Origin of the sequence: Thermospira aquatica, assembly GCF_023525255.1 — a bacterium.
Lineage (GTDB): Bacteria > Spirochaetota > Brevinematia > Brevinematales > Thermospiraceae > Thermospira > Thermospira aquatica.
Map to the genome: position 1 here is coordinate 1,259,721 of NZ_CP073355.1, position 20,376 is coordinate 1,280,096.

At 44.5% G+C, this 20,376-nt stretch carries 23 protein-coding genes; 14 read left to right on the top strand and 9 right to left on the bottom strand.

Going from position 1 to position 20,376, the window contains the following annotated elements; genetic code table 11:
- The first annotated feature begins 6 nt into the window (after nt 1-6).
- From rplO to KDW03_RS06030, 12 genes are all read left to right on the top strand, one after another.
- A complete protein-coding gene (gene rplO, locus KDW03_RS05975; protein WP_271434182.1) occupies nt 7-450 on the top strand; it encodes a 50S ribosomal protein L15 in 444 nt (147 codons plus the stop codon).
- 22 nt (nt 451-472) lie between these two features.
- The gene (gene secY / locus KDW03_RS05980; RefSeq protein WP_271434183.1) at nt 473-1,789 is read left to right on the top strand and encodes a preprotein translocase subunit SecY; all 1,317 of its coding nucleotides are present in this window, start codon (nt 473-475) and stop codon (nt 1,787-1,789) included.
- Complete coding sequence (locus KDW03_RS05985; protein ID WP_271434184.1) at nt 1,789-2,439, top strand: adenylate kinase; 651 nt, start codon at nt 1,789-1,791, stop codon at nt 2,437-2,439. The genes secY and KDW03_RS05985 overlap by 1 nt, the downstream gene beginning before the upstream one ends.
- Nucleotides 2,439-2,657 carry a translation initiation factor IF-1 gene (gene infA, locus KDW03_RS05990; protein ID WP_271436479.1) on the top strand — a complete coding sequence of 73 codons (219 nt, stop codon included), beginning with the start codon at nt 2,439-2,441 and terminating at the stop codon, nt 2,655-2,657. Before KDW03_RS05985 ends, infA begins: the two co-directional genes overlap by 1 nt.
- A 10-nt stretch (nt 2,658-2,667) precedes the next feature.
- On the top strand, nt 2,668-2,796 hold the full coding sequence (rpmJ, locus tag KDW03_RS05995) for a 50S ribosomal protein L36 (protein WP_271434185.1): 129 nt from the start codon (nt 2,668-2,670) through the stop codon (nt 2,794-2,796).
- A 12-nt stretch (nt 2,797-2,808) separates the two neighbouring features.
- Nucleotides 2,809-3,177: a 30S ribosomal protein S13 gene (gene rpsM, locus KDW03_RS06000; protein ID WP_271434186.1), complete on the top strand. Its 369-nt coding sequence runs from the start codon at nt 2,809-2,811 to the stop codon at nt 3,175-3,177.
- Nucleotides 3,178-3,189: 12 nt separating this feature from the next.
- Nucleotides 3,190-3,579: a 30S ribosomal protein S11 gene (gene rpsK, locus KDW03_RS06005; protein WP_271434187.1), complete on the top strand. Its 390-nt coding sequence runs from the start codon at nt 3,190-3,192 to the stop codon at nt 3,577-3,579.
- An 18-nt stretch (nt 3,580-3,597) separates the two neighbouring features.
- On the top strand, nt 3,598-4,236 hold the full coding sequence (gene rpsD / locus KDW03_RS06010) for a 30S ribosomal protein S4 (RefSeq protein WP_271434188.1): 639 nt from the start codon (nt 3,598-3,600) through the stop codon (nt 4,234-4,236).
- Nucleotides 4,237-4,264: 28 nt separating this feature from the next.
- Nucleotides 4,265-5,266: a DNA-directed RNA polymerase subunit alpha gene (locus KDW03_RS06015; protein ID WP_271434189.1), complete on the top strand. Its 1,002-nt coding sequence runs from the start codon at nt 4,265-4,267 to the stop codon at nt 5,264-5,266.
- 3 nt (nt 5,267-5,269) lie between these two features.
- Complete coding sequence (gene rplQ / locus KDW03_RS06020; protein ID WP_271434190.1) at nt 5,270-5,662, top strand: 50S ribosomal protein L17; 393 nt, start codon at nt 5,270-5,272, stop codon at nt 5,660-5,662.
- A gap of 136 nt (nt 5,663-5,798) precedes the next feature.
- Complete coding sequence (locus tag KDW03_RS06025) at nt 5,799-6,209, top strand: hypothetical protein (RefSeq protein ID WP_271434191.1); 411 nt, start codon at nt 5,799-5,801, stop codon at nt 6,207-6,209.
- Nucleotides 6,210-6,212: 3 nt separating this feature from the next.
- The gene (locus KDW03_RS06030; RefSeq protein WP_271434192.1) at nt 6,213-6,785 is read left to right on the top strand and encodes a leucine-rich repeat domain-containing protein; all 573 of its coding nucleotides are present in this window, start codon (nt 6,213-6,215) and stop codon (nt 6,783-6,785) included.
- Between the two features lie 6 nt (nt 6,786-6,791).
- Here KDW03_RS06030 and KDW03_RS06035 read toward each other — a convergent pair whose 3' ends face one another.
- The 6 genes from KDW03_RS06035 to KDW03_RS06060 form a co-directional block, all read right to left on the bottom strand.
- Nucleotides 6,792-7,928: a tetratricopeptide repeat protein gene (locus KDW03_RS06035; protein WP_271434193.1), complete on the bottom strand. Its 1,137-nt coding sequence runs from the start codon at nt 7,926-7,928 to the stop codon at nt 6,792-6,794.
- Complete coding sequence (locus tag KDW03_RS06040) at nt 7,925-9,505, bottom strand: tetratricopeptide repeat protein (RefSeq protein WP_271434194.1); 1,581 nt, start codon at nt 9,503-9,505, stop codon at nt 7,925-7,927. Before KDW03_RS06040 ends, KDW03_RS06035 begins: the two co-directional genes overlap by 4 nt.
- Entirely contained in the window at nt 9,492-10,046 is a 555-nt protein-coding gene (locus tag KDW03_RS06045; RefSeq protein WP_271434195.1) for a hypothetical protein, read from the bottom strand. Before KDW03_RS06045 ends, KDW03_RS06040 begins: the two co-directional genes overlap by 14 nt.
- Nucleotides 10,047-10,050: 4 nt before the next feature.
- Nucleotides 10,051-11,082, bottom strand: coding sequence for an HD-GYP domain-containing protein (locus tag KDW03_RS06050; protein ID WP_271434196.1), 1,032 nt, complete (start codon nt 11,080-11,082; stop codon nt 10,051-10,053).
- Between the two features lie 145 nt (nt 11,083-11,227).
- Nucleotides 11,228-11,842 (bottom strand): hypothetical protein, encoded by a 615-nt coding sequence (locus KDW03_RS06055; protein ID WP_271434197.1) that lies wholly within the window; start codon nt 11,840-11,842, stop codon nt 11,228-11,230.
- Nucleotides 11,839-12,372, bottom strand: a complete 534-nt coding sequence (locus tag KDW03_RS06060; RefSeq protein ID WP_271434198.1) for a FlgO family outer membrane protein — start codon at nt 12,370-12,372, stop codon at nt 11,839-11,841. Before KDW03_RS06060 ends, KDW03_RS06055 begins: the two co-directional genes overlap by 4 nt.
- A gap of 240 nt (nt 12,373-12,612) precedes the next feature.
- On the opposite strand from KDW03_RS06060, the gene KDW03_RS06065 reads away from it, so the two are divergent.
- Together KDW03_RS06065 and KDW03_RS06070 are read left to right on the top strand one after the other, a co-directional pair.
- Complete coding sequence (locus tag KDW03_RS06065) at nt 12,613-14,976, top strand: glycosyltransferase (RefSeq protein WP_271434199.1); 2,364 nt, start codon at nt 12,613-12,615, stop codon at nt 14,974-14,976.
- A 100-nt stretch (nt 14,977-15,076) separates the two neighbouring features.
- Entirely contained in the window at nt 15,077-15,730 is a 654-nt protein-coding gene (locus tag KDW03_RS06070) for a phosphoribosylanthranilate isomerase (RefSeq protein ID WP_271434200.1), read from the top strand.
- Here the strand turns inward: KDW03_RS06070 and KDW03_RS06075 are convergent.
- The 3 genes from KDW03_RS06075 to KDW03_RS06085 form a co-directional block, all read right to left on the bottom strand.
- Complete coding sequence (locus KDW03_RS06075) at nt 15,710-15,907, bottom strand: 4Fe-4S binding protein (protein WP_271434201.1); 198 nt, start codon at nt 15,905-15,907, stop codon at nt 15,710-15,712. The two genes, KDW03_RS06070 and KDW03_RS06075, sit on opposite strands and share 21 nt — an antisense overlap.
- 335 nt (nt 15,908-16,242) lie before the next feature.
- Nucleotides 16,243-18,807 carry an alpha-amylase family glycosyl hydrolase gene (locus KDW03_RS06080; RefSeq protein WP_271434202.1) on the bottom strand — a complete coding sequence of 855 codons (2,565 nt, stop codon included), beginning with the start codon at nt 18,805-18,807 and terminating at the stop codon, nt 16,243-16,245.
- 202 nt (nt 18,808-19,009) lie between these two features.
- Entirely contained in the window at nt 19,010-20,347 is a 1,338-nt protein-coding gene (locus KDW03_RS06085) for a sodium:solute symporter family protein (RefSeq protein ID WP_271434203.1), read from the bottom strand.
- Between the last annotated feature and the right edge of the window lie 29 nt (nt 20,348-20,376).

Below are 20,376 nucleotides of genomic sequence, written 5' to 3' on the forward strand. Positions count from 1 at the left end.
GGTAGTATGGCAGTACTTACAATTAAACCTCATCCAAAAGCGACAAGAAAGGCAAAAGTTGTCGGTCGTGGTACGGGAAATGGTCGCGGGAAAACCTGTGGCCGTGGTCATAAAGGTCAGAAAGCACGTGCAGGGGCAGTAATTCGCCCGGGGTATGAGGGCGGTCAGATGCCTTTGTATAGACGTTTGCCCAAGAGAGGTTTTAAAAATCCTCATAAGGTGGTATACAATCTGGTTACTACGGCCATGCTTAATCGGTTTAAAGATGGCGAAGTGGTGGATTATGCAAATCTTGAGGCGAAAGGACTTATTCGTCATAAAAACTGCCCTATCAAGGTACTGGTAAATGGCGATCTTACAGTAAAGAATCTCAAGCTTAAGGTGAATGCTGTGTCTGAAGGAGCCAAGACTGTCCTTGAGAAGGCTGGCTGTGCTGTAGAACTTGTATAAAAATAACGGAAAAGAGGTTCTCATGATTAAGGCATTTTTGAATATTTTTAAGATTGAAGATCTGCGGAAGAGATTTCTCTTTTTGATTGGAATGTTGGTTGTTTACCGTATCGGTGCCCATATTCCTGTCCCTGGAGTGGATCTGGGAGAATTGTTGGCTAACAGAGGTTTTTTTAGCGAGGGTGCCTTTGGGAATTTGATGAACCTCTTTTCTGGTGGTGCGCGGGAGAATATTTCTATCTTCTCTCTGGGTATTATGCCGTATATCACAGCTATGATTATCATGCAGCTGTTGAAGGCGATTTTTCCTTCGCTGGACAAAGAGTTTCGTGAAGGACCTGAGGGGAGAAGAAAGTTTCTTCAGTATAGCCGTTATGGCACGGTACTGGTGACTCTGATACAGGGTTTTTTATACGCACGAAGTCTTGTGGCAAGTGCTCCTCAGTTTATCCTTTCTTCGTTTTCGCCGGTGGCATTTATCATTGTATTTTCTCTTACGGTGACTGCTGGAACACTGGTATTGCTCTGGATGGGTGAGCAGATTACTGAACGGGGAATTGGAAATGGAGTTTCCATTATCATTATGGCGGGTATTATTGCAAGATTGCCTCGAGCGCTTATTCAGCTTGTCCTTCAGGTGCAGCGAGGTACCATGGATCCGATGAACCTGATCATTGTGCTTGGTCTTTTCTTCCTGGTGATTGCTCTTGTGGTGTTTGAGGAACAGGCACTGAGACATATTCCGATCCAGCATACCCGGAGAGCAGGTGGCGCCCAGGGGATTGCCTCTTCTATGCCTTTTAAGATTAACCCTACAGGCGTTATCCCCATCATTTTTGGTAGCTCGATCATGATGTTTTTTACGCCGATCTTTAGCTGGCTTCGTCGTCTGTGGGATGTTCCTTTTATGCGTTCCCTTGAGACTCTGGCCCAGCATGGGAATTCTTTGTACAATATAGTGTATTTTCTGTTTATTCTTTTCTTTGCGTATTTCTACCTTGAGGTTGAACTGAATCCCCATGATATTGCTGAGGATCTGCGGAGAAGGGGAGATTTTATTCCAGGGGTCCGGCCAGGCACTCAGACAGAGGATTATATTGCAGGTGTATTGTACCGATTGACGTTGCCCGGGGCTATCTTTATTGGTGTGATTGCTTTGTTGCCAACGTTTATTCTCAGGTATATCAATATCCCTGCAGAACTTGCTTTCCTTATGGGCGGAACATCCCTTATCATTATGGTGAATGTGGCACTTGAGACGTTGAAACAGATAGAATCGCAGCTTCTCATGCACCGTATGGATGGCTTTATTGAGAAGCGTAGTTTAAGGAGTAAGTAATGTTGCGTGTAGCCCTTATTGCCCCTCCTGGAGGAGGAAAAGGTACCCAGGCAGCTATGATGAAAGAACACTTTGGACTTGTTCATATTGCCACGGGGGATATTTTTCGTGCGATTGTACGTGGTGAGTATAAGGGAAATATGGATGTGGAGATGATTAAGGGCTACATGGCACGTGGTGAGCTTATTCCTGATCAGGTGGTGATAGATCTGGTGGTAGAGAGAATTAGTCAACCAGATTGTGCCAAAGGATATCTCATGGATGGATTCCCAAGAACAGTGGAGCAGGCGAAGGCTTTTGATGCTATAGATCCTTCGAAACGCTTGACGCATGTGCTGTATTTGAGAGTACCTCGTGAGGTTATCCTTGATCGTCTTTTGGGGAGATGGACCTGTCCGACCTGTCAGGCCGTTTACCATGAAAAGACACACCCGCCAAAGGTGGCTGGGATTTGTGATGTTGATGGAACAGCTTTGATCCAGCGTGAGGATGATAAAGAGGAGACGATTCTCAAGAGGTTGGATATCTACGAGAAGCAAACGATGCCGCTGATTTCTTATTACAGAGACGCCAAAATCTTGACAGAAATCGATGGAAATGCTACAATATATGATGTATTTTCTCAGATAAAGGAGGTTCTAAGCGCTTGATGGACAAGGAAGACGTTCTTCGAGTGGATGGGGTGGTTGTGGAACAACTCCCTAATGCCATGTTTAAAGTAGAGTTGCCGAGTAAGAAGTGTGTGCTCGCTCATATTTCCGGTAAGATGAGGTTGAATTCTATCAAGATTATACCGGGGGATAAAGTTACCTTGGAAATGTCGCCCTACGATTTGACGAAGGGCAGAATTGTGTATCGTTATAAATAGGAGAGAGTGTATGAAAGTTCGAGCGTCTGTGAAGAGAATATGTGAAAAATGTCGAGTTATTCGACGTCATGGGCTGGTTATGGTCGTTTGTGAAAATCCCAAACACAAACAGCGCCAGCGTGGTTCAAAACGAGGCTAATGGAGGAAAAGCATGGCTCGTATTGCTGGTAGAGAAATCCCGGGAAATAAGGCTGTATTTATTGGTCTGACTTATATCTATGGTATTGGTCAGACAACAGCGAACAAGATCGTGGAGATGGCTAAAATTGATCCTCACAAGAAGGTAAAGGATCTTACAGAAGAAGAGTTGGCCAAGATCCGTGATATTATTGAGAGCAACTTTAAGGTAGAGGGTGATCTGCGTACTGAGGTTGCGATGAATATCAAGCGTCTCATTGATATTGGATGTTACCGTGGTCTTCGCCATAAGAATAAGTTGCCTGTTCGGGGACAGAGAACACGCACCAATGCACGAACACGAAAGGGTCCTCGCCCGAATACTATCAAAAAGAAAAAGTAAAGGAGTGAGCTTATGGCAAAAGCTAGAGTAACGACCAAGAAAAAAGAAAAAAAGAGTGTGATTGAAGGGGTTGCAACGATTCGTGCTACCTTTAATAACACGATTATTACTCTTACTGATATGAATGGAAATACAATTGCCTGGGCAAGTGCTGGTGTGGCTGGGTTTAAGGGTTCGAAGAAGGGGACACCTTATGCAGCGCAGCTTGCCTGTGAAAAGGCTGTTGAGGCCGCGAAATATCATGGGCTTCAGTATGTCCATGTGCGTGTAAAAGGACCTGGAGCAGGACGCGAGGCTGCTATGCGAGCTCTTGCTGCTCAGGGACTTAAGATAAAGACCTTACGAGATGTTACACCGATTCCTCACAATGGGTGTCGTCCTCGTAAGAAAAGAAGAGTATAAGGCAAAAGGAGAGAGACTATGGGTAGATATACTGGACCTTCCTGTCGTTTGTGTCGCCGTGAAGGGGTAAAGCTCTATATCAAGGGAGAACGCTGTCTTTCGCCTAAGTGTGCTATTGAAAGACGAAAAGCTTCCCCCGCTCCTGGGATGCATGGAAAGGATCGGAAGAAACCCACGGAGTATGGAGTTCAGCTTCGTGAAAAGCAGAAGGTAAAGCGTTACTATGGTGTTTATGAACGCCAGTTCAAGAAATATTTTGAGATGGCTACTCACCACAAAGGTGTGACAGGTGAGATGCTGTTGCAGTATCTTGAGAGACGGTTAGATAATGTAGTATATGTTTCTGGTTTTGCTCTTTCACATAAGGCTGCCAGACAGTTGGTGCGCCATGGACATGTGCTTGTAAATGGGGAAAAAGTGGATATTCCTTCCGTGATTGTGAAAGTGGGGGATGTTGTTTCTCTTGCGCCTGGCTCTGAGAAGATCGATATGGTAGTTCGGGCTCTTGAGACGGCGTCTTCGAAAACTCTTCCAACATGGTTGGAGATTGATCTTTCAAAGGTTAAGGCTACAGTCAAGTCACTTCCCACGCGTGCTGAGATGTGTCAGGGCATCCTGGTGAATGAGCAGGCTATCGTTGAGTTGTACTCCAAGTAACCCTTGACACAAGGTAGTGGAGGAAGAGATGAATCAAAGTTTTTTGTTTAAGGATATTATTTTGCCCCATGAGACTCGTTTTGATGGACAGACTTTTACACCTTTTTATGGGAAGTTTTCTATCTATCCTTTTGATAAAGGTGTAGGTGTGACTATTGCCAATTCTCTTCGTCGTATTTTGCTGAGCGCTATTCCGGGCTATGCAATTACGGCGATCAAGATTGAGGGCGTGAATCACGAATTTGAGCCTGTGAAAGGTGTAAAAGAAGATCTTATAGATGTGATTCTGGCGATTAAAAAGATTCACTTAAGACTTCTCGATGGTTCTGAAAAGAAGGTGATTCATGTCCAAAAGAAGGGTCCGGGAGAATTGACCGCAAAGGATTTTGCTGTTGATGCTACTATTGAGGTTGTAAATCCTGATCTCAAGATAGCGACGCTCAATGAGGATGCTGAGCTCTATATGGATGTGACTATTGAATACGGGAGAGGATATCGCTCAGCTGAGGATCTTTTGGCGAAGGAGACGGTTATCTCACAGATACCTGTAGATGCTTTGTTCTCTCCGGTGACACGTGTAAACTATATGATTGAGGATTATCGGGTGGGAGAACGTACTGACTGTGAAAAGGTGGTACTGGAGGTCTGGACCAAGGGTACCCTTGATCCCCGTGAGGCCGTTTCGATGGCTGCGGCAATTCTTCGTAAATATTTCTCTCTTCTTACTACTTTTGAAGAAGATTTGTCAGAGTTGGGAGGGGGAGTAGACCGTCAGTCGGAGATTTTGGAGAAGCCGATAGAGGATCTGCATCTCTCCGCACGTGCCTACAATTGTCTAAAGTCAGTAGGTATTTCGACGATAGGGGAATTGGTCAATTATGATCCTGTTTCTCTTTCCAAGATCAAAAATTTTGGAAAGAAATCTCTGACGGAAATTTCTGATAAGCTGGCAATGTATAATTTGAGTTTGAAGAGTGGTCCTGTGGAAGAAGATATAGAAGATATCGAGGAAAATGAGGACGAGGAGTAGTTTATGAGACATGGCAATAAAGTGAAGAAGCTCAGTCGTACCACTTCCCATCGGCGAGCTTTGATTCGTAACCTGGCGACAAGTTTGTTTAAATATGAGAGGATTATTACCACCGTGGAGAAAACAAAGTTTATCCGTCCATTTGCTGAGAAGTTGATAACGAAAGCTAAAACGGATACGGTTGCTTCCCGAAGAAAGGTTTTTGAGACGGTTCGTGATGAAGCGGTGTTAAATAAGCTTTTTACAGATATTGCAAAGCGTTATGCAAATCGTCCCGGTGGTTATACTCGTATAATTCGGTTGGGTAATCGTTCGAACGATGGTGCTGAGAGAGCTATCATTGAGCTTGTAGAGGAGAAGCTGGAACCAGCAGCTTCTACGAATGCAAAGAAATAAAATTCTTTTTTGGTTTATGGTTCCCCTGTCGATTGTGTCGGTAGGGGAGTTTTTTTTATCCTGGCATGTTGCTGTTGTTCTTTTTGGTATTTTGTGTTTGTTTGTTTTGATATTCAAAGAGAATAGGAAAAGTTTTTTGGGAAGGGTGTGGAGGATTATCTGGATTACTTTTCCTGTGCTTCTCTTTTCTCTTCGTACAAAACAAACGGGGCTTTTTCTTGGGTGGTTTTATCTTGATCCGTTGCTCGATTATGGTGTTTTGGTTTTGAGATTGGTGAATTTTAGTGTGGCTTTTTGGATGTTGCAGAGTTTTTGGTATTTCCCTGCTTCACGGTATGGACAATGGCTCTATGTGCGGGTTTTTTGGCGGTCTTTTGGGTTGGTTTTGGATATGTGGCAGGAAGTTCTTTTCTGGCCGAAACAGCGATTCTCTCTCTGGAAATGGATCAATGAGAGGTATGAGAGTCTAGGTAACGAAAAACAGAGTGCTCATCGTCAAGTTTTTTCTCAAAATATCGATAATTTATCAGAAGGTCCAAAGGAGTAGCGTATGAAGTACTGGTTGATGGGATTATTTTTTTTGCCGCTGATGATGGTTGGTCAGAGTATTCCCTGGGATAATATCAAAGATTCTGGTGTGAGACTGGCACTCAGGACGTATTCAGAGTCTTTTGTTTTCTCTTCGACGAATCTCAGATTTGAAGGGTATGCGATTGTTGATCTCCGTTTTTTTACGAATTTTACTCATGTGAGAAGGCTGAGTCTCTATAATAATGCTATAGAGGATGTGTCGCCACTGGCAGTTTTGACAAATCTTGTTTTTCTGAATCTTGGTAAAAACCGTATAAAGGATGTGTCGAGTCTCTCGAATCTCACCTCTCTGGAGGTCTTGATCCTCCATGATAATGTGGGAATTACAAATCTGCGGGGGATTCATAAAATTGTAACGTTGCGTGAGATTGATCTTCGTAATACGCATGTGTACCATGAGAATTTAAAAACGTGGGCTTTTACCAATACGTTGGGGATTTATGATCTGGAGGGAAACTATCATGAGATTCCTCCCGGGGAGAAGGAAAAGTGGGGGATCTTTAATAGTAGAGTGGTGAAGGCCTGGTACTAAGCTTCTTTATGGGAATTGTTTGTTGAGGGTCTCAAGTTCTTTTTGGGCCTTTTCTTTCCACTGGCGGGGATAGTTGCCGTTAATAATGGTTTGGTAGAGTTCTCGTGCCCGGGTGATGTTTCGTAGTCCTTCGTAGAGAAGGGCAAGCTGGATCATGGACTCGGCAGCGAGAGATGGGTCTTTAATCGTTGTGGTGAGGGTGTCCAGTCGTCTTACGAGTGTAGCATCGGAGACACCAGCGTTTATCATCACCCGTTCTGTGGCGATGACGGCTTGGGCAGTGACACTCCCACCTATGTCAAGGGATTGGAGAAGATATTCAAGCGCTCGACTGGGCTTTTGAATGGCCTCGTAATAGAGTCCCCGGTAGTAAGCCTGGTATTCTTTTTCTTGGAGGGTTTCAATGCGATTGGAGGCTTTTGTATAGAGTCGTTGTTTGAGATAGTATTCTATGAGGGTGTAGTTGAGATGTTCCTTTTCACTCTCAGAAAAGGTGGTATCCGAGGTGGCTGTTTCAAGGTTTTTGATAGCCTCGCCATCGGGGAGTTTTCGGATGCTGGAGAGGAACCATTCGATGTTTTGTTGTGGAGTCTGAGAAGGGGTGTTGGTTTGTGTTTCGGTTGTTGCTGGTTGAGAGGATGCGGGTTTTCGGGTGGTTATGTTGGTAGAGGGAGTTTGAGGGCTTGAGGGCTGTTGGACTTGAAAGTAGTAGAAAAGGTTTTTGAGAAGTTTTCCGTCCAGGTCATAGTACTGGAAATGGGCTCTTCCGTTGCTTGATGTTGAGCGAAAGGCAAAAAGTCCTTGTTCTGGGTCTGAGTTTTCTTTGAGGTAGGAAATACCGGATGCCGATTTGAGTGTTATCAGGGTGTTGGGGGAGGAGATCTGGAGGGTAAAGTCTTTGTTTGCAGGGACAGTGAGGTATTTTGTTTCCTGGGGAAGAGAGAGGTTTTGGGGAATATCTGAGGGTTTTCGTGATACCGCGTTTGTGATCAGAGTGTTACTTTGCGAGGTGAGGCCGGTTTCACGGAGAAAGTCCTGGATGGTAAGCCATTCTACCCGATCGAGATTTCGGATGAAGATGAAGTCTTCTTGATGACAGGCAGAAGAGAGGATAAGAAGAAAAAATAAAACCCATTTTCTCATGATTTTTTCTCCTTGTTAGTGAGGAGTTTGAGATATGTTTGTGCTTGAGAATGGGAGGGGTTGTATTGGATGGCTAGTTCTAAAAAAGGCCGTGCATGATCTTTGTAATGGTATTTGATGAAAAGGAGAGCTACCTGATAGCAAGTGTCAGCGTCTTTTAGGGTTTCGCAGTAGTTTTTGAAAAGTGGGATGGCTTTATCTATCTCTTCAAGTTGAAGATGACAGAGAGCAAGAGCGTAGAGAATGTTGGGATGGCTGGCAAGTTCTAAGGCTTTTTGCAGGAATTTTTTGGCCTCTTCCCAGTTTTGGTTGTCAACCTCGACAAGTCCCATTCCGTAGAAAAGGTTGGCATCAGGGGCATTATGTATTCCTTGGGAAAACCACTCTCGAGCTTTGGTATTTTCTCCTCTTGCTAGGTAGGTTTTGCCGATGACGTAGGCAGCGTAGCCTGGTGTGGTGTTATCAGGGGTGTGGTGTTGGGCGATTTCAAGGATTTCCTCGCTGTGGTCTTCGGGTAAAGAAAAAAGACTCATCATGAGCAGGAAGGCGATTTCTTTTTCGGGCATGAGGTTGTATGCTTCTTTGAGGAGTTTTACAGCAGTTGGGTAATCTCTGGCTGTTATGGCACAGGCGCCAGCAGTTTTGAGAAAGATTGGATTTTGGGTAGCCCGGTATGCTTCTTGAGATATAAAGATCTGTTCTTTCGGGTTATCATAATACTGCAGAGTTTCAAGATAGGCGAACCAGATATGCGTATCTTTTGGAGAAAGTTGAATAGCTTGCCAGAGGTGTTCGAGAGATTTTTCTTTATTGATGGGTTTCCATGCCTCGGCAATCTGGAGATGCCATTCGCTATCAAGCCATCCTTTGGTTTTTGCTAAATCAAGGAGGGCATCTATCTCGTCCGTATTGCCGGAGGTGATTCGGAAGAGGATGCTAAGGAGGACAGCCTGGGGGAAGTGTTCTTTATCATACTTGAGGACCTCTTCACAGTAAAGAGCGGCTCGTGAAGTGTCGCCATGTTTGAGAGCACAGATGGCAGATCCATAGAGGAGAAGAGGATCCTCAGGGAAACGTGAGAGTGCCATTTCAAGGAATGCTTCTGCTTGAATGATATTGGTATCCATGAGAGTTTCGGCGATGTTGTAGGTCATAGGGGCGGTGATAGTTGGTTTTTGCCACCATTTTTGCAGTTGATGTTCATACGGTTCTTTCAGGAGAATGAGGGTCCTGATAAGAGCAGCGAGAGCCTCGGGAGGACTCAAGGGATCTTCGGCAAAAAGGGAGAGGATTTCTTTGGCTTTGGTGAGATTGCCCAGTTCAAGAGTACATATACCAATCATCGCCTGAATAGTGGGTTGGTTAGGTTCAAGGGTGTCGTACCAGGAGAAATAACGAAGAGCTTCTTTGTATTTTCCGGTGAGGTAGCAACTCCAGGATAACTTTTCAAGGATGAGAAGTCGGTTTATTCCTGGCAGGTCAAGAAGCTCTCGGTAGAGTTCTATGGCTTTGTCATACTGGGCCGAAGCAAAGTATTCGTCGGCCTTGTGAAGAAAGGCAGAATTATGGCCTGTCATGGTCGATAAGCGCCACTTCTATCTGGATTTTTATGTCGTTTCCGAGGTCTTGATAATGAAGGGCAGTAATATAGCCCTGACCTTGGTACTCGGGTATATGTGCAAACTGTTCCAGGAGTCCTTGGGAGATGGCTGTGATAATAGGGGAGGATTTCAGATTGTCTTTGATGAGGTATTTTTCTATGCGGTATGTTCTAAAGATGTAACCAGAAAGTTCTGTGTGTGTTTGGTAAGGGAGGATGGCGATATACCATGTATCAAATTTTTTTGTTTGTATGCGATTGATCGTTTCGATGGGAAGTTCAACATCAGAGATTTGTTTGATTCGAAGCCTATTGGAGCTTTTGGTTACCAGAAAGCCGTTCTGGATCATACCAAGAGTGAGTTTGAGATTCATTTCGGAAAGCTGAGGGTAAAGATCGATGCCGATCACTTCTCCTTGAAAAGAAAGAATGTTTTTTGGCGATGTTTTGGTTTTGGGTTGACAGGCAGGAAGTATGATAAGAAAAATACTTGTGACTATCCAGATGTTTTTTTTCATGGGGTTATTCTCCTTTCTTGGAGAGGATGTTTTTCTCTATAGCCTTGCAGAAAACCGGAACAAGCTCGGGATCGAATTGTATTCCTGAAAAATTTTTGAGTTCTTCGAGGGCTTCTTCGGGTTTTTTGGCAGGTTTGTAGACTCGGGCAGCCACCATGGCACTGTAGGCATCAGCAATAGCTGTGATTCTGGCGAGGAAAGGGATGGCTTCTCCCCTTTTTCCTTCAGGATAGCCGCTTCCATTCCACCATTCATGGTGAGAGTAGACGATATCCAAAACGTCTCTATCAAACTGGTTTATGGGGTAGATGATCTTTTTACCGATGACGGGATGTTGTTTCACGATAGCGTATTCTTCAGGGGTGAGTTTTCCTGGCTTGAAGAGGATTTCATCCTTTAGACCAACTTTGCCGATGTCATGAAGGATGCCACCCATGCGGAGTTTGTCAAGCTGGTCATCGGCAAGACCCAACTCTTTCCCGAGCATCTCAGCATACCAGGCAACATCCTGGGAATGACGGAGGGTATTGATGTCTCGTGCCTCCAGGATGTAGATCGTGGAGGAAAGTACTTCATAAAACATGGAAGCCAGGTTTTCAGTAGCTTCTTTGACTCTTGCTTCAAGGGTTTGAACGTAAAGCTTTTTTTCATCGAGAAGGTGGATACGTTCGACGAGACGACTCAGGGTGTGGAGAAACTCTTCGATATTAATGGGTTTGATGATATAATCATAAACCCCAAGTTTGAGCGCTTGGCTAACCTTGTCGATGTCGCTATAGCCAGAGATCATGATGGAAGATATATTTTCATATTTCTGGAGGACTTTTTTAAGAAGATCTATCCCGGAAATGCCAGGGAGAAGGATATCGACTACCATGATGTCTATAGACTCTCTCTCGAGGATAGAAAGAGCATCCTCGGCATTGAGTGCGGAAAAAACCTGAAAGGTAAAGGGCTGAAGGGTAAGTGCCTCTGAGATAAGCTTGACAATAGCACGGTCATCATCTACTATGAGGTAGGAGAGTTTTCTTTCCATACTTTCCCCCGTCTTTTCTTCTTTATCATTATAGCAACAAAAGGAAAATAAAGCAACTTTTGCTTGTAGATTTTTTATGCGAATATCGTAGATGTGAAGCTATGGGGCTTAATTTTTTATGAAAGGGATGTTTTTTCTTTTTGCGTCATTGAAAACTTGTTTCATTGTTGGCAAGGCTAAAACGGTAGGTGAAGCTTGCTCCTCCATAGATGCCAGTGACTCTTGTGTCGGTTTCTGTTGGAGAGCTTCCATAGTATGGTTGGAACCACAGAAGAAGAAAATGCATGCCAACGTTTTCTGTGAGAAAGCTTTCTATGTGGATACCCACATACGTGGGGGGAAAATGGATTCCTGCTGTCATGGGGAATTTTTGTTCTCTGGCAAATACCTCGCCTTGCAACACTTCACCCATAAAGAGTTTGGCACTGGTGGAAGCAAATGGTCTTATTTTTATCCCTAGACCCAAGGCGTCGCCATTAAAGCTATTGATGGAATTTTCTAAGGTATCCTTTTCAAGGTGAAAAAGATCGGCATGGGACCATTCCGCTCCTATCCCAAAGAAGGGATTGATGTTGAACACGAGACCAGCCTGCATCAGAGAAAAGGTTGAAATGAGGGGAGGGGCACCCGAGAAATAAAAGTCGACAAACTTTGATTGGAAAGCAAATCCCCCATAAAAAAGGGCTAGCGCTGCAAACTTTTGTTCGGGCGCGAAGGCAGAGAGAAGGCCGATTTCCAGTTGATATCGTGTACGATTCATTTCTTGAATTTCTTTGATCTCCTGAAGTTTTTGCGCAGATATGCCGCAAAGCTGATAGGCGAGAATTTCAATATTTTCTTTGAGTTTTTTCGATTTGTAAACTTTACCATGGCTGAAGAGATGATCTCTCCAGTGGTCGTGGATATGATGCGAGCATTGATAATGATTTCGTTTTCGAAAGAGATGATGGTGCCACTGACTAAAGCCTCTACCCCGAATAACTGACCGATTTTTACGGCGGTTTCCTCAGTAATCAGACCTGTGGCACTGAGTTTTTGTTCCTGGAGAACTTTGGCAAGCAGCAATCGTTCTTCGATTTCATATTTTTTTATTTTTTGAAGTTCAGTAATAAGAAATTCAGGGACAATTTTTTCGATATCTTTTATTTCGATAGGGTCTCCTCGTAACTCAAACTCTACAACAGCAATTCGCATGCGGTGTGTTTCTTGAGCGATGATGGTATTTTGAGCAAAGAGAAGAATTCCCGTTAAGAACATCCAGAGAGAGAAAAATCGTTTTTTGATCATCATGGTTTTCCTCCCCAGGAGAAATTTCTCAGAGAAGAAGTAAACTAATGACAGCAGAGGTTTTCTTTTGTATTGTATTGGAAAGAAGAAAATAAAGCAATTTTTGAATGTTTTCTGGAAAATTTGGCTGAAAGGATGAAAAGAAAAAGATAAGGTGAAAATTCATAATTTTTTCATTTTTTTTTCATCATAGATTCACAGAAAGAAGTGTATAATGTTATGAAATCCGAAAGGGAGGGAAATATGGCAAAAGTGGATCTCCACGTACATTCACGGTATTCTGAGCGACCATCCATGTGGTTTTTAAACAAGATAGGAGCTAAAGAATCGTATACGGATCCTTTTACGCTGTATCGTTTGATGAAAGAGCGAGGGATGGATTTTGTTACGATTACAGACCATAACCGTATTGATGGAGCTGAGCTTCTGGTGGAGCGTTATCCCGGGGATTGTTTTATCAGTGTTGAGGCGACAACCTATTTTCCTGAGGATGGATGCAAGGCACATCTTTTGGTATATGGGATTACGCGTGAACAGTTTCATAAAATACAGATGCTTCGAGAAAACATCTATCATCTAAGAGACTATCTGGTAGAGCAGAATCTCCCGCACTCGCTTGCGCATGCAACCTATGCGGTAAATGGGAGACTCACTCCGGATCATCTTGAAAAGTTTCTTTTGCTTTTTAATGTTTTTGAGGGCATTAATGGGGCGCGTCTGGGGTATTTTAATCAGCAGTGGATGGATATCCTGAGAAGACTTACCCCGGAGCATCTTGCTCAGCTTGAGAAGAAACATGGGATTCATCCTGTGGGGAAAGAGCCCTGGATTAAGGGACTGACAGGAGGATCTGATGATCATGGAGGAATATTTTTAGGCAGAACGTATACCGAAGCAGAGGCAGAAACTCCTGTAGAATTTTTGCGTGCTATTCAGAATCGACAAACCATGCCTCTTGGTTACCAGAATGACTACAAGGGCTTGGTGTATTCGATCTACAAGATCACGTACGATCATCTTGAGGAGATGAAGATAGCTTCACAGAAGTCTAAAAATCTCTTTGTTTCTTTGTCACAGCAGATCTTTCGTCCGCGGAGATCCACGTTGAAAGAGAAGCTCTTTTTCTTTATGAGAAAGAAAAAGCGTTCCGATGTTTTGCGGGATATTCTAGAGAGGACGCTTGCGGGTCTAAGGGAAAGGGAACAAGAGGATATTCGGGTGAAATTGGATTTTCTCTACGATCGAATTACAGAGATGAGTGATGAGTTTTTCTCCCGCCTGGTGAAGTCTTTTGAAAAGAATATTCGTCAGGGTGATCTGATGGGTATTATTAAAAACCTTTCATCGTCCCTCACGGGAGTGTTTTTGGCAGCACCTTTTCTCTCAAGTGCCAAGCATCTCTACAGTAACCGTGCGCTTCTGGTAGAGCTTCGTAAGCGCATGAATCTTCCTCTGCCAGATAAACCAAAGAAGATCCTCTGGTTTACCGATACGATAAACGATCTCAATGGAGTATCTGCCACTTTAAAGGAGCTGGGCTGGATTTCCTACAAAGAGCAGATGCCTCTAAAGTTTGTTACCTCACTGCTGGATCATGAGATTGATGAAGGTATTCCACCCAATACGATTTATCTGGATTTTTTCCATGCTTTTGCCCTGCCGTTTTATGACCATTACACGTTGAAACTTCCTTCACTGTTGCGGGCACTTGAGCGGCTTACAGCAGAAAATCCTGATGAGATATACATTTCTACCCCCGGGCCTCTCGGGCTTTTGGGGATACTTGTGGCCAAGCTGATGAATCTTCCCATCGCTTCTATCTATCATACAGATTTTGTGAGGGAGGCTGAAAAGATAGTTGAGGATGAGGGGATTCTTTCGCTTCTCAAGCAGTATGAACTTTGGTTTTATTCGATGGCGGATGAGGTGCGGTTCCAGAGTCAGGAGTATTTTCATATCCTGAAAGAGCGTGGAATTCCTGAATCAAAACTTCGTTTCCTTCCAAAAGGGATCAATACCAGTGTTTTCCGCTATCTTCCCGAGGTGAGGGATGTGTTCCATCATTCGTTTGGTATTCCTGAAGGGGTAAATCTGCTTTACGCCGGGAGAATCTCCAAAGATAAGAACGTGGATGTGCTCCTTGAAATTTACAAAAAGCTTTCGGAGAAGTATGAAAACATCAATCTGATTTTTGTAGGGGATGGACCCTATCTGAAGGATTTGAAGCACAAAGCAAAATCGTATGAAAGGGTGTTTTTCCTCGGAAAGATACGTCGGGACGCTTTGCCCCATGTGTATTCGGCATCGGATGTGTTTGTATTCCCGAGTACGACGGATACGTTTGGTATGGTGGTGCTTGAGGCTCAGGCCTGTGGAGTACCTGCCCTGGTTACCGATGAAGGTGGTCCTAAGCAAATCATCCTTCCCGAGGAGACAGGGTTTGTGCTTCCTGTGAGTGAGGTAGAGAAGTGGGTAGAAAAGATAGAGTATCTTATGCGGAAGCGTAAAACGCTTGAGTGGCGATATCTCCGACAGAAAGCCTCACAGCATGTCCAAAAGAATTATCGCTGGGAGGTAGTTCTTGGGAGTATTTTTGAAACGGTGTAGTATTTTTTGATGGTGTGTATGTTCCCCGGGGAAAAGCCCCGGGGTTTTCTTTTGATAGAAAAAAAGTTTTGTTTGCTTTACAATATTGCTGGAGGAAGGTGTGACAAGAGTCAAAATATGTGGGTTAAGAGATCCGCATTCCCTTGATATGGCCGTCAGAGAAGGGGTTCATGCTGTGGGTTTTGTGTTTTATGAGCCAAGCCCTCGGCATATCTCCGTTGGGGAGGCGAGAAACCTTTGTCTGGATATTCCCCCTTTTGTGTCCCGTGTTGGGGTTTTTGTGGATAGGTCTGTTGAGGAGATCCTTGAGATTGCCCATACGGCAGGCCTGGATGCCATTCAGCTTCATGGTGAACAGTATCATGAGGATCATGTGCGAAAACTTCGTGGTGAGTGGTACGGCAAAGTGATCAAAGCTGTGAGGGTGGTTTCTCTGGATGATGATGTGATTGAAAGATACCACAAGACAGAAGCTCACGCCATACTCTTTGATGCGTGGCACCCTGAGGAGTATGGGGGAACAGGGCAAAGGGTTTCAGTGAGTATCCATACCATGCAGGTGTGGTTTTCACAGAGGGGGATTCTTGCCGGTGGTATTCGAAAAGAGAATCTCGAGGAAGTGCTTCGGTTTCAACCGTATGCTATCGATGTCTCGAGCGGGGTAGAAAAAGAAAAAGGGGTCAAAGACCCCAATCTTATTCGAGAGTTTCTCCGATACTTTTACGAAAAGGTGTCAGGCTTGAGCAACGTCTAAAGAGACTCTCGTAAAGGTACGACAAGCACGAACACATCTTCCGCAATCGATACATTTTTCCTGGTCAACTACAGGGGCTGAAAAGGGGGTTGGTTGAGAGATTGCCCCTACGGGACAGAGCCGTATCACGGGACAGATATGGTTCTTGGGACAGAATTTCTCGTTTACTGCAATCATGCGGATACTCCTCTTATAATTATATAATAATATTATAATATAAAATAATTTTTTCGTCAATTTTTGGGCTAAATTTTTCTCGAGAGGCTATTACTCTGTCTGGAGGTTTAAGGGGAGGTTCGTTTTCACTTTGTTTAAGTTTTTTTTGTTCTTGGTGGAGGATTTTTGTTTGTTGTTTTCCTGAAAAATTAGAACACCTCTTTGTTCTCTGGAGATGATATACACAAAAGGGTATTTTTGTGGATTCTTTTTAGTAATACAGGCTTGAGATTTTTCTCGAAAAAAGAAAAAGAGGGTGCCCTGGGACACCCTCTTTTCGTCTTTTGTTGTCAGTTTTATCGGTAGAGGACCATGCCACTCATTTCATCGAGCACCACTTTTCCGCTTACCTTCTTGCCCTGTACGGATGATGTTTGACCGTCAACCATGACGTTCCATTCACCATCAGGGAGGGTGAAGGAGGCTTTTTTGCCGAGGTTACCATTGATTAACACCATGAAGGTGTATTTGTCTTTGGTAACTTCAGCAGGATAAATATACCCGAGAGCTGAGTTGAGATTGGCGCTTCCATCCTTTGTCTTGGCATCTATGAACTGGACCTTGGTACCAGCGCCGGCACTAAAGGCAGGATAGGTTCGGCGCATCTTGATGAGACCACGATAGTAGTCGTAGAGTTCACGGTTGACATTCTTGAGTTCCCAGACAATCCAGTTGGCCGCGTTGTCTTTTTCGTAGCTGTCATGGTCAATCACCCATGGACGAGGTTTGGAAGACCATTTCTTGTTTCCATCAGCAGCATTGATCCATTGGCCCTTTTCGTCGAGGATCCAGTTTCCTGTGTTTTCGGGATAAATATCTTTTTGCGTGGGTGGTACCACTACCTTCATACGAGCAAACTCCTGTCCTTCATGCATCATCACAGCACCGGGTACTGTGAAGAGGAAGAGAGCGCCGAGTTTTGCTTGTTTCATTTGCTTTTCGGTGAGCTTGGTAAGCTTGAGGTACTTCTGAACATCGAATTTGCCGTCAGTAAATACATCAAGAGCCGTATCCTTTTTGAGATCTCTATTGCCCAGTCTCAGGAAGTCACCAAAGGTATTGTTGTCGTGAGATTCAATATAGTTGAAGGAGTTACCAACATAGCTAAAGAGAGAAGGATACCCCTGCACAGCTTTTTTCATCTCAGCAATTGGAGCATTCCCAAACACCAGACCAGCGGAAGCCCCATAGCTTGCATTGGCTCCTCCACGGACGAGGTTGCGGAATTTGTCGTTCCAGGAACCCATGCCTCGTTTGTCGAAGCCGTTGTTGCCTTCGTTGAGGGAGTAACCACCACCGTCACGAGGTTCGCCGCGTCCGCCCATCCAGGGCTCTGCGGTGAAGTAAGCGTTGGGGTTGATTTTTTTCACAGCGGGAACGAGGGCTTCATAGGTTTTCCAGTCGATGATAGTACCCAGATCGAAGCGGTAACCGTCAACGCGGTACTCTTTGACCCAGTAGGTGGTGCTGTCTACAATGAGACGACTGGACATAGGTCTGTCAGACTTGTAGTCATTGCCACACCCTGATCGGGCATCGTATCCGCCGAGTTCATTCATGAAGAAGTAGTACTTCTTGTCGATGTATTTGAGTGCGTTTCTGTCGTACTGGGAGACGTGGTTATACACCACATCCATGAGGACAGCGATACCATTTTTGTGGAAGGCATCGACCATGGCTTTAAAAGCGTAAACCTGAGCCCCGGTGGTACCTATCCATTTGCCAGGACGAACTTTGCCTTCAAAATAGAACGCTTCAGGAGCAAAATAACAACTTGTCATGTATCCCCAGTGGTTGCGTCCATAGACGTTCCAGTTGTTGTAGACGATACCAGGTGCTTTTACCATGTAGGGGGCTTCGATTTCGTTAAACTCGTGGGTAGGGAGAAGCTCTACGGCGTTTACCCCGAGTTCTTTGATATGTGCAATTCCCCCTTCTTTTCCATCTTCGACCAATCCTTCATACGTCCCTTTCTTGGTGATGTTTTTGGAGAGCATGGTCATATCGCGAACATGCATCTCGTATACAATCAGTTCATGCTGTTTGTAGGGCATGTAGGCTTCTTTGGACTGCCAGCGATAAGTAGAGGGATCGACGATAACGGTGAGATGGTACTGGGGAGAGGTTTGCTTGGTGGCTAGAGCCTTTGAATAAGGATCAGCGATGATGATTTTGGGATTGAATGCCTCGGTATCTCCAGCTGGTCCCCATACGCGGTAACCATAAAATTTACCCACATAATTTCCCTGAAGAGTGACTTCCCATACGCCGTTGGCATCTTTTTTCATCTCAATTTGTTTTTCACCGGCTTGTTTTTCGGCTTCAACAGGGCCTTCATAGGGGGTGTCAAAGAGGGCGAGAACTACCCGTGTTGCACGAGGAGCAAAAACACGGAAAGTGGCACTGTTACCAGAGATTGTACACCCGAGTGGTTTATCAGAGAAGAAACGATTGAGCCATTCATTTCCGGGCTGGATCTCAAAAGTGTTCGTAGCTTTCCCATCAGCCGTGTCTGAAATGACGGCCACAAGGTAGTTTTTGTCTTGAGAAAGGGGGGATGTCGTGAGGACATATTCGCCTTTCTTTTTGCCGGGTTGTTTTTCGACAACCTGGATAGGGGTTTTGGTCTCGTAGTCCCATACTTCGAGCGTGTAGGCATAGCTTTTGGCATCGTCGTATTTCATCTTGAGTTCAACTCTAGTATCTGACTGCCGGTAGGCTGCTGCTACTTTCTGAGTAAAAGTATAGTCACTTGTTGATGAAGAGGTGGTCTGTTTTGCTGCAGGTGCTTTACCTCCTCCACATCCGAGCACTAGAAACAGTAAAAGAATACTGCTTCCCCATGACAAAAATCTTTTCATAACTTCCTCCTATGGAAATAGTTTTTTATATTATATCATAGAAAAAAAAATAGTCAAGTGCTAGGGTAAAAGATTTTTTTTTTGAAAACTATTAAGAAGGCAGAGATTCTATAAAGCTTTTTTGTGTTCTTTAATTTATCTCCAAATAGAAACATGCCTCGGAGATCTGGAGCATCAGACTTGATGCTCCAGAGAGGCTTTTTTAGCTTTTAGGCTTTCCTGATATCCATGCCAGAAGTGAGACGAGGACGGCTATGACAGTTCCCCAGACAGCTATCAGCTTGTCTGGTTTTATCCAGGGACCTATTCCCGTAAAGGAAATCATTCCAAAAAGAGCCCCTAATCCTATAGCTGCCAGAAGAATCCCGGACACAGGTTTTCTTTTGGAGTTGAGGGCTAAAAGCGCAACGGCAGTTGCAGGAACCACTGCAGGGACGTACAAACTATACACATTGAGAAGCATCTGGAGAAGAGGAGTATTCAGTAATGCAAGGAGTATAGCCAGGATGCCGATGCCTCCAATGGCTATTTTGATTGCTTTTACACTCCGTAGACCAAAAATATCCTGCACCCATATGGTTCCGGAAGAAAGGAGTGTGGTATCAGCTGAGGAAACCAGTGCTGAGAGAATTCCAAATGCTACAATAACCTGGCCGATGATGCCCATTTTTGCTTCTACGAGACGAAGTATTCCAACCCCTTCACCGGGAGCAATACGAGAAGCCATAATGCCTACCCACGTGATGGCCAGGGCAAGCACAGCCACACCAACAGAGGAAAACCACACAGCTTTCCGGGCTGTTTTGCCATCCCGGGCACAGAAGGCTCGGGAGAACATGTCTGGTCCTACAAAATACGCTCCTCCTGTCAAAATGAGGTAAATAAACCAATCTTTTATGGTGAATTTGTCGTTCCACATGACAAAGGGAACCTCATACGATCGGCCGTCACCAATTCCAAGGAAGAGGGGCAGAAATACGGCCAAGAAGATCAAAGCGAATTGCCATCGATCGGTGGCCATGACAGAGAGTTGTCCGCCTACCATCGTGTAGAGTGTCATGGCGATTCCCACCAACCCGATGATGAGTCTGCCATCTATCCCCGGCCAGAAAATATTCATCACGCTTCCCAGAGCTTTAAACTGTGCCGCCACAATTCCGATCCAGGAGATGCCGATTACCACGCCGGTAAGCCATCGGGCTGTTTTTCCTATGAGTTTTTCTTCCAGTTCGGGGAGGGTGTGAGCCTCTATTTCCCTTACCCGGCTTGTGATAAGCCAGCCTTGCAAAGCAAGTCCTATAGCCCCGACTCCCAGCCACCAAAAAACTGGCCAGCCGACTTTTTCTGCATTTGCGGTGACACCAAGCAGTGCAGAGGCTCCAATCGCTGTGGCCAGAAGAGAAAACCATACCATCGAGGTGGATTGTTTTCTTCCAGCAACCACATAGTCATCGTAGTTGTGAAGCTGTTTTCTTTTGTTCCATGCTAGCCAGAGAAATCCCACCCAGTAAATAATAAAAAGTATTTGGACCCAGATCATTATCTTCCTCCTTGTCTTTTAGTTAACTT

Excerpts from the sequence above, each read along its gene's own strand:
- infA (WP_271436479.1), top strand. The coding sequence starts at position 2,439 with ATGGACAAGGAAGACGTTCTTCGAGTGGATGGGGTGGTTGTGGAACAA.
- secY (WP_271434183.1), top strand. The coding sequence starts at position 473 with ATGATTAAGGCATTTTTGAATATTTTTAAGATTGAAGATCTGCGGAAG.
- KDW03_RS06030 (WP_271434192.1), top strand. The coding sequence starts at position 6,213 with ATGAAGTACTGGTTGATGGGATTATTTTTTTTGCCGCTGATGATGGTT.
- KDW03_RS06040 (WP_271434194.1), bottom strand. The coding sequence starts at position 9,505 with ATGACAGGCCATAATTCTGCCTTTCTTCACAAGGCCGACGAATACTTT.
- KDW03_RS06045 (WP_271434195.1), bottom strand. The coding sequence starts at position 10,046 with ATGAAAAAAAACATCTGGATAGTCACAAGTATTTTTCTTATCATACTT.
- KDW03_RS06055 (WP_271434197.1), bottom strand. The coding sequence starts at position 11,842 with ATGAATCGTACACGATATCAACTGGAAATCGGCCTTCTCTCTGCCTTC.
- rplO (WP_271434182.1), top strand. The coding sequence starts at position 7 with ATGGCAGTACTTACAATTAAACCTCATCCAAAAGCGACAAGAAAGGCA.
- rpsD (WP_271434188.1), top strand. The coding sequence starts at position 3,598 with ATGGGTAGATATACTGGACCTTCCTGTCGTTTGTGTCGCCGTGAAGGG.
- KDW03_RS06080 (WP_271434202.1), bottom strand. The coding sequence starts at position 18,807 with ATGAAAAGATTTTTGTCATGGGGAAGCAGTATTCTTTTACTGTTTCTA.
- KDW03_RS06065 (WP_271434199.1), top strand. The coding sequence starts at position 12,613 with ATGGCAAAAGTGGATCTCCACGTACATTCACGGTATTCTGAGCGACCA.
- KDW03_RS06015 (WP_271434189.1), top strand. The coding sequence starts at position 4,265 with ATGAATCAAAGTTTTTTGTTTAAGGATATTATTTTGCCCCATGAGACT.
- KDW03_RS06050 (WP_271434196.1), bottom strand. The coding sequence starts at position 11,082 with ATGGAAAGAAAACTCTCCTACCTCATAGTAGATGATGACCGTGCTATT.
- rpmJ (WP_271434185.1), top strand. The coding sequence starts at position 2,668 with ATGAAAGTTCGAGCGTCTGTGAAGAGAATATGTGAAAAATGTCGAGTT.
- KDW03_RS06060 (WP_271434198.1), bottom strand. The coding sequence starts at position 12,372 with ATGATGATCAAAAAACGATTTTTCTCTCTCTGGATGTTCTTAACGGGA.
- KDW03_RS05985 (WP_271434184.1), top strand. The coding sequence starts at position 1,789 with ATGTTGCGTGTAGCCCTTATTGCCCCTCCTGGAGGAGGAAAAGGTACC.
- KDW03_RS06075 (WP_271434201.1), bottom strand. The coding sequence starts at position 15,907 with ATGATTGCAGTAAACGAGAAATTCTGTCCCAAGAACCATATCTGTCCC.
- KDW03_RS06035 (WP_271434193.1), bottom strand. The coding sequence starts at position 7,928 with ATGAGAAAATGGGTTTTATTTTTTCTTCTTATCCTCTCTTCTGCCTGT.
- rplQ (WP_271434190.1), top strand. The coding sequence starts at position 5,270 with ATGAGACATGGCAATAAAGTGAAGAAGCTCAGTCGTACCACTTCCCAT.
- rpsK (WP_271434187.1), top strand. The coding sequence starts at position 3,190 with ATGGCAAAAGCTAGAGTAACGACCAAGAAAAAAGAAAAAAAGAGTGTG.
- KDW03_RS06085 (WP_271434203.1), bottom strand. The coding sequence starts at position 20,347 with ATGATCTGGGTCCAAATACTTTTTATTATTTACTGGGTGGGATTTCTC.
- rpsM (WP_271434186.1), top strand. The coding sequence starts at position 2,809 with ATGGCTCGTATTGCTGGTAGAGAAATCCCGGGAAATAAGGCTGTATTT.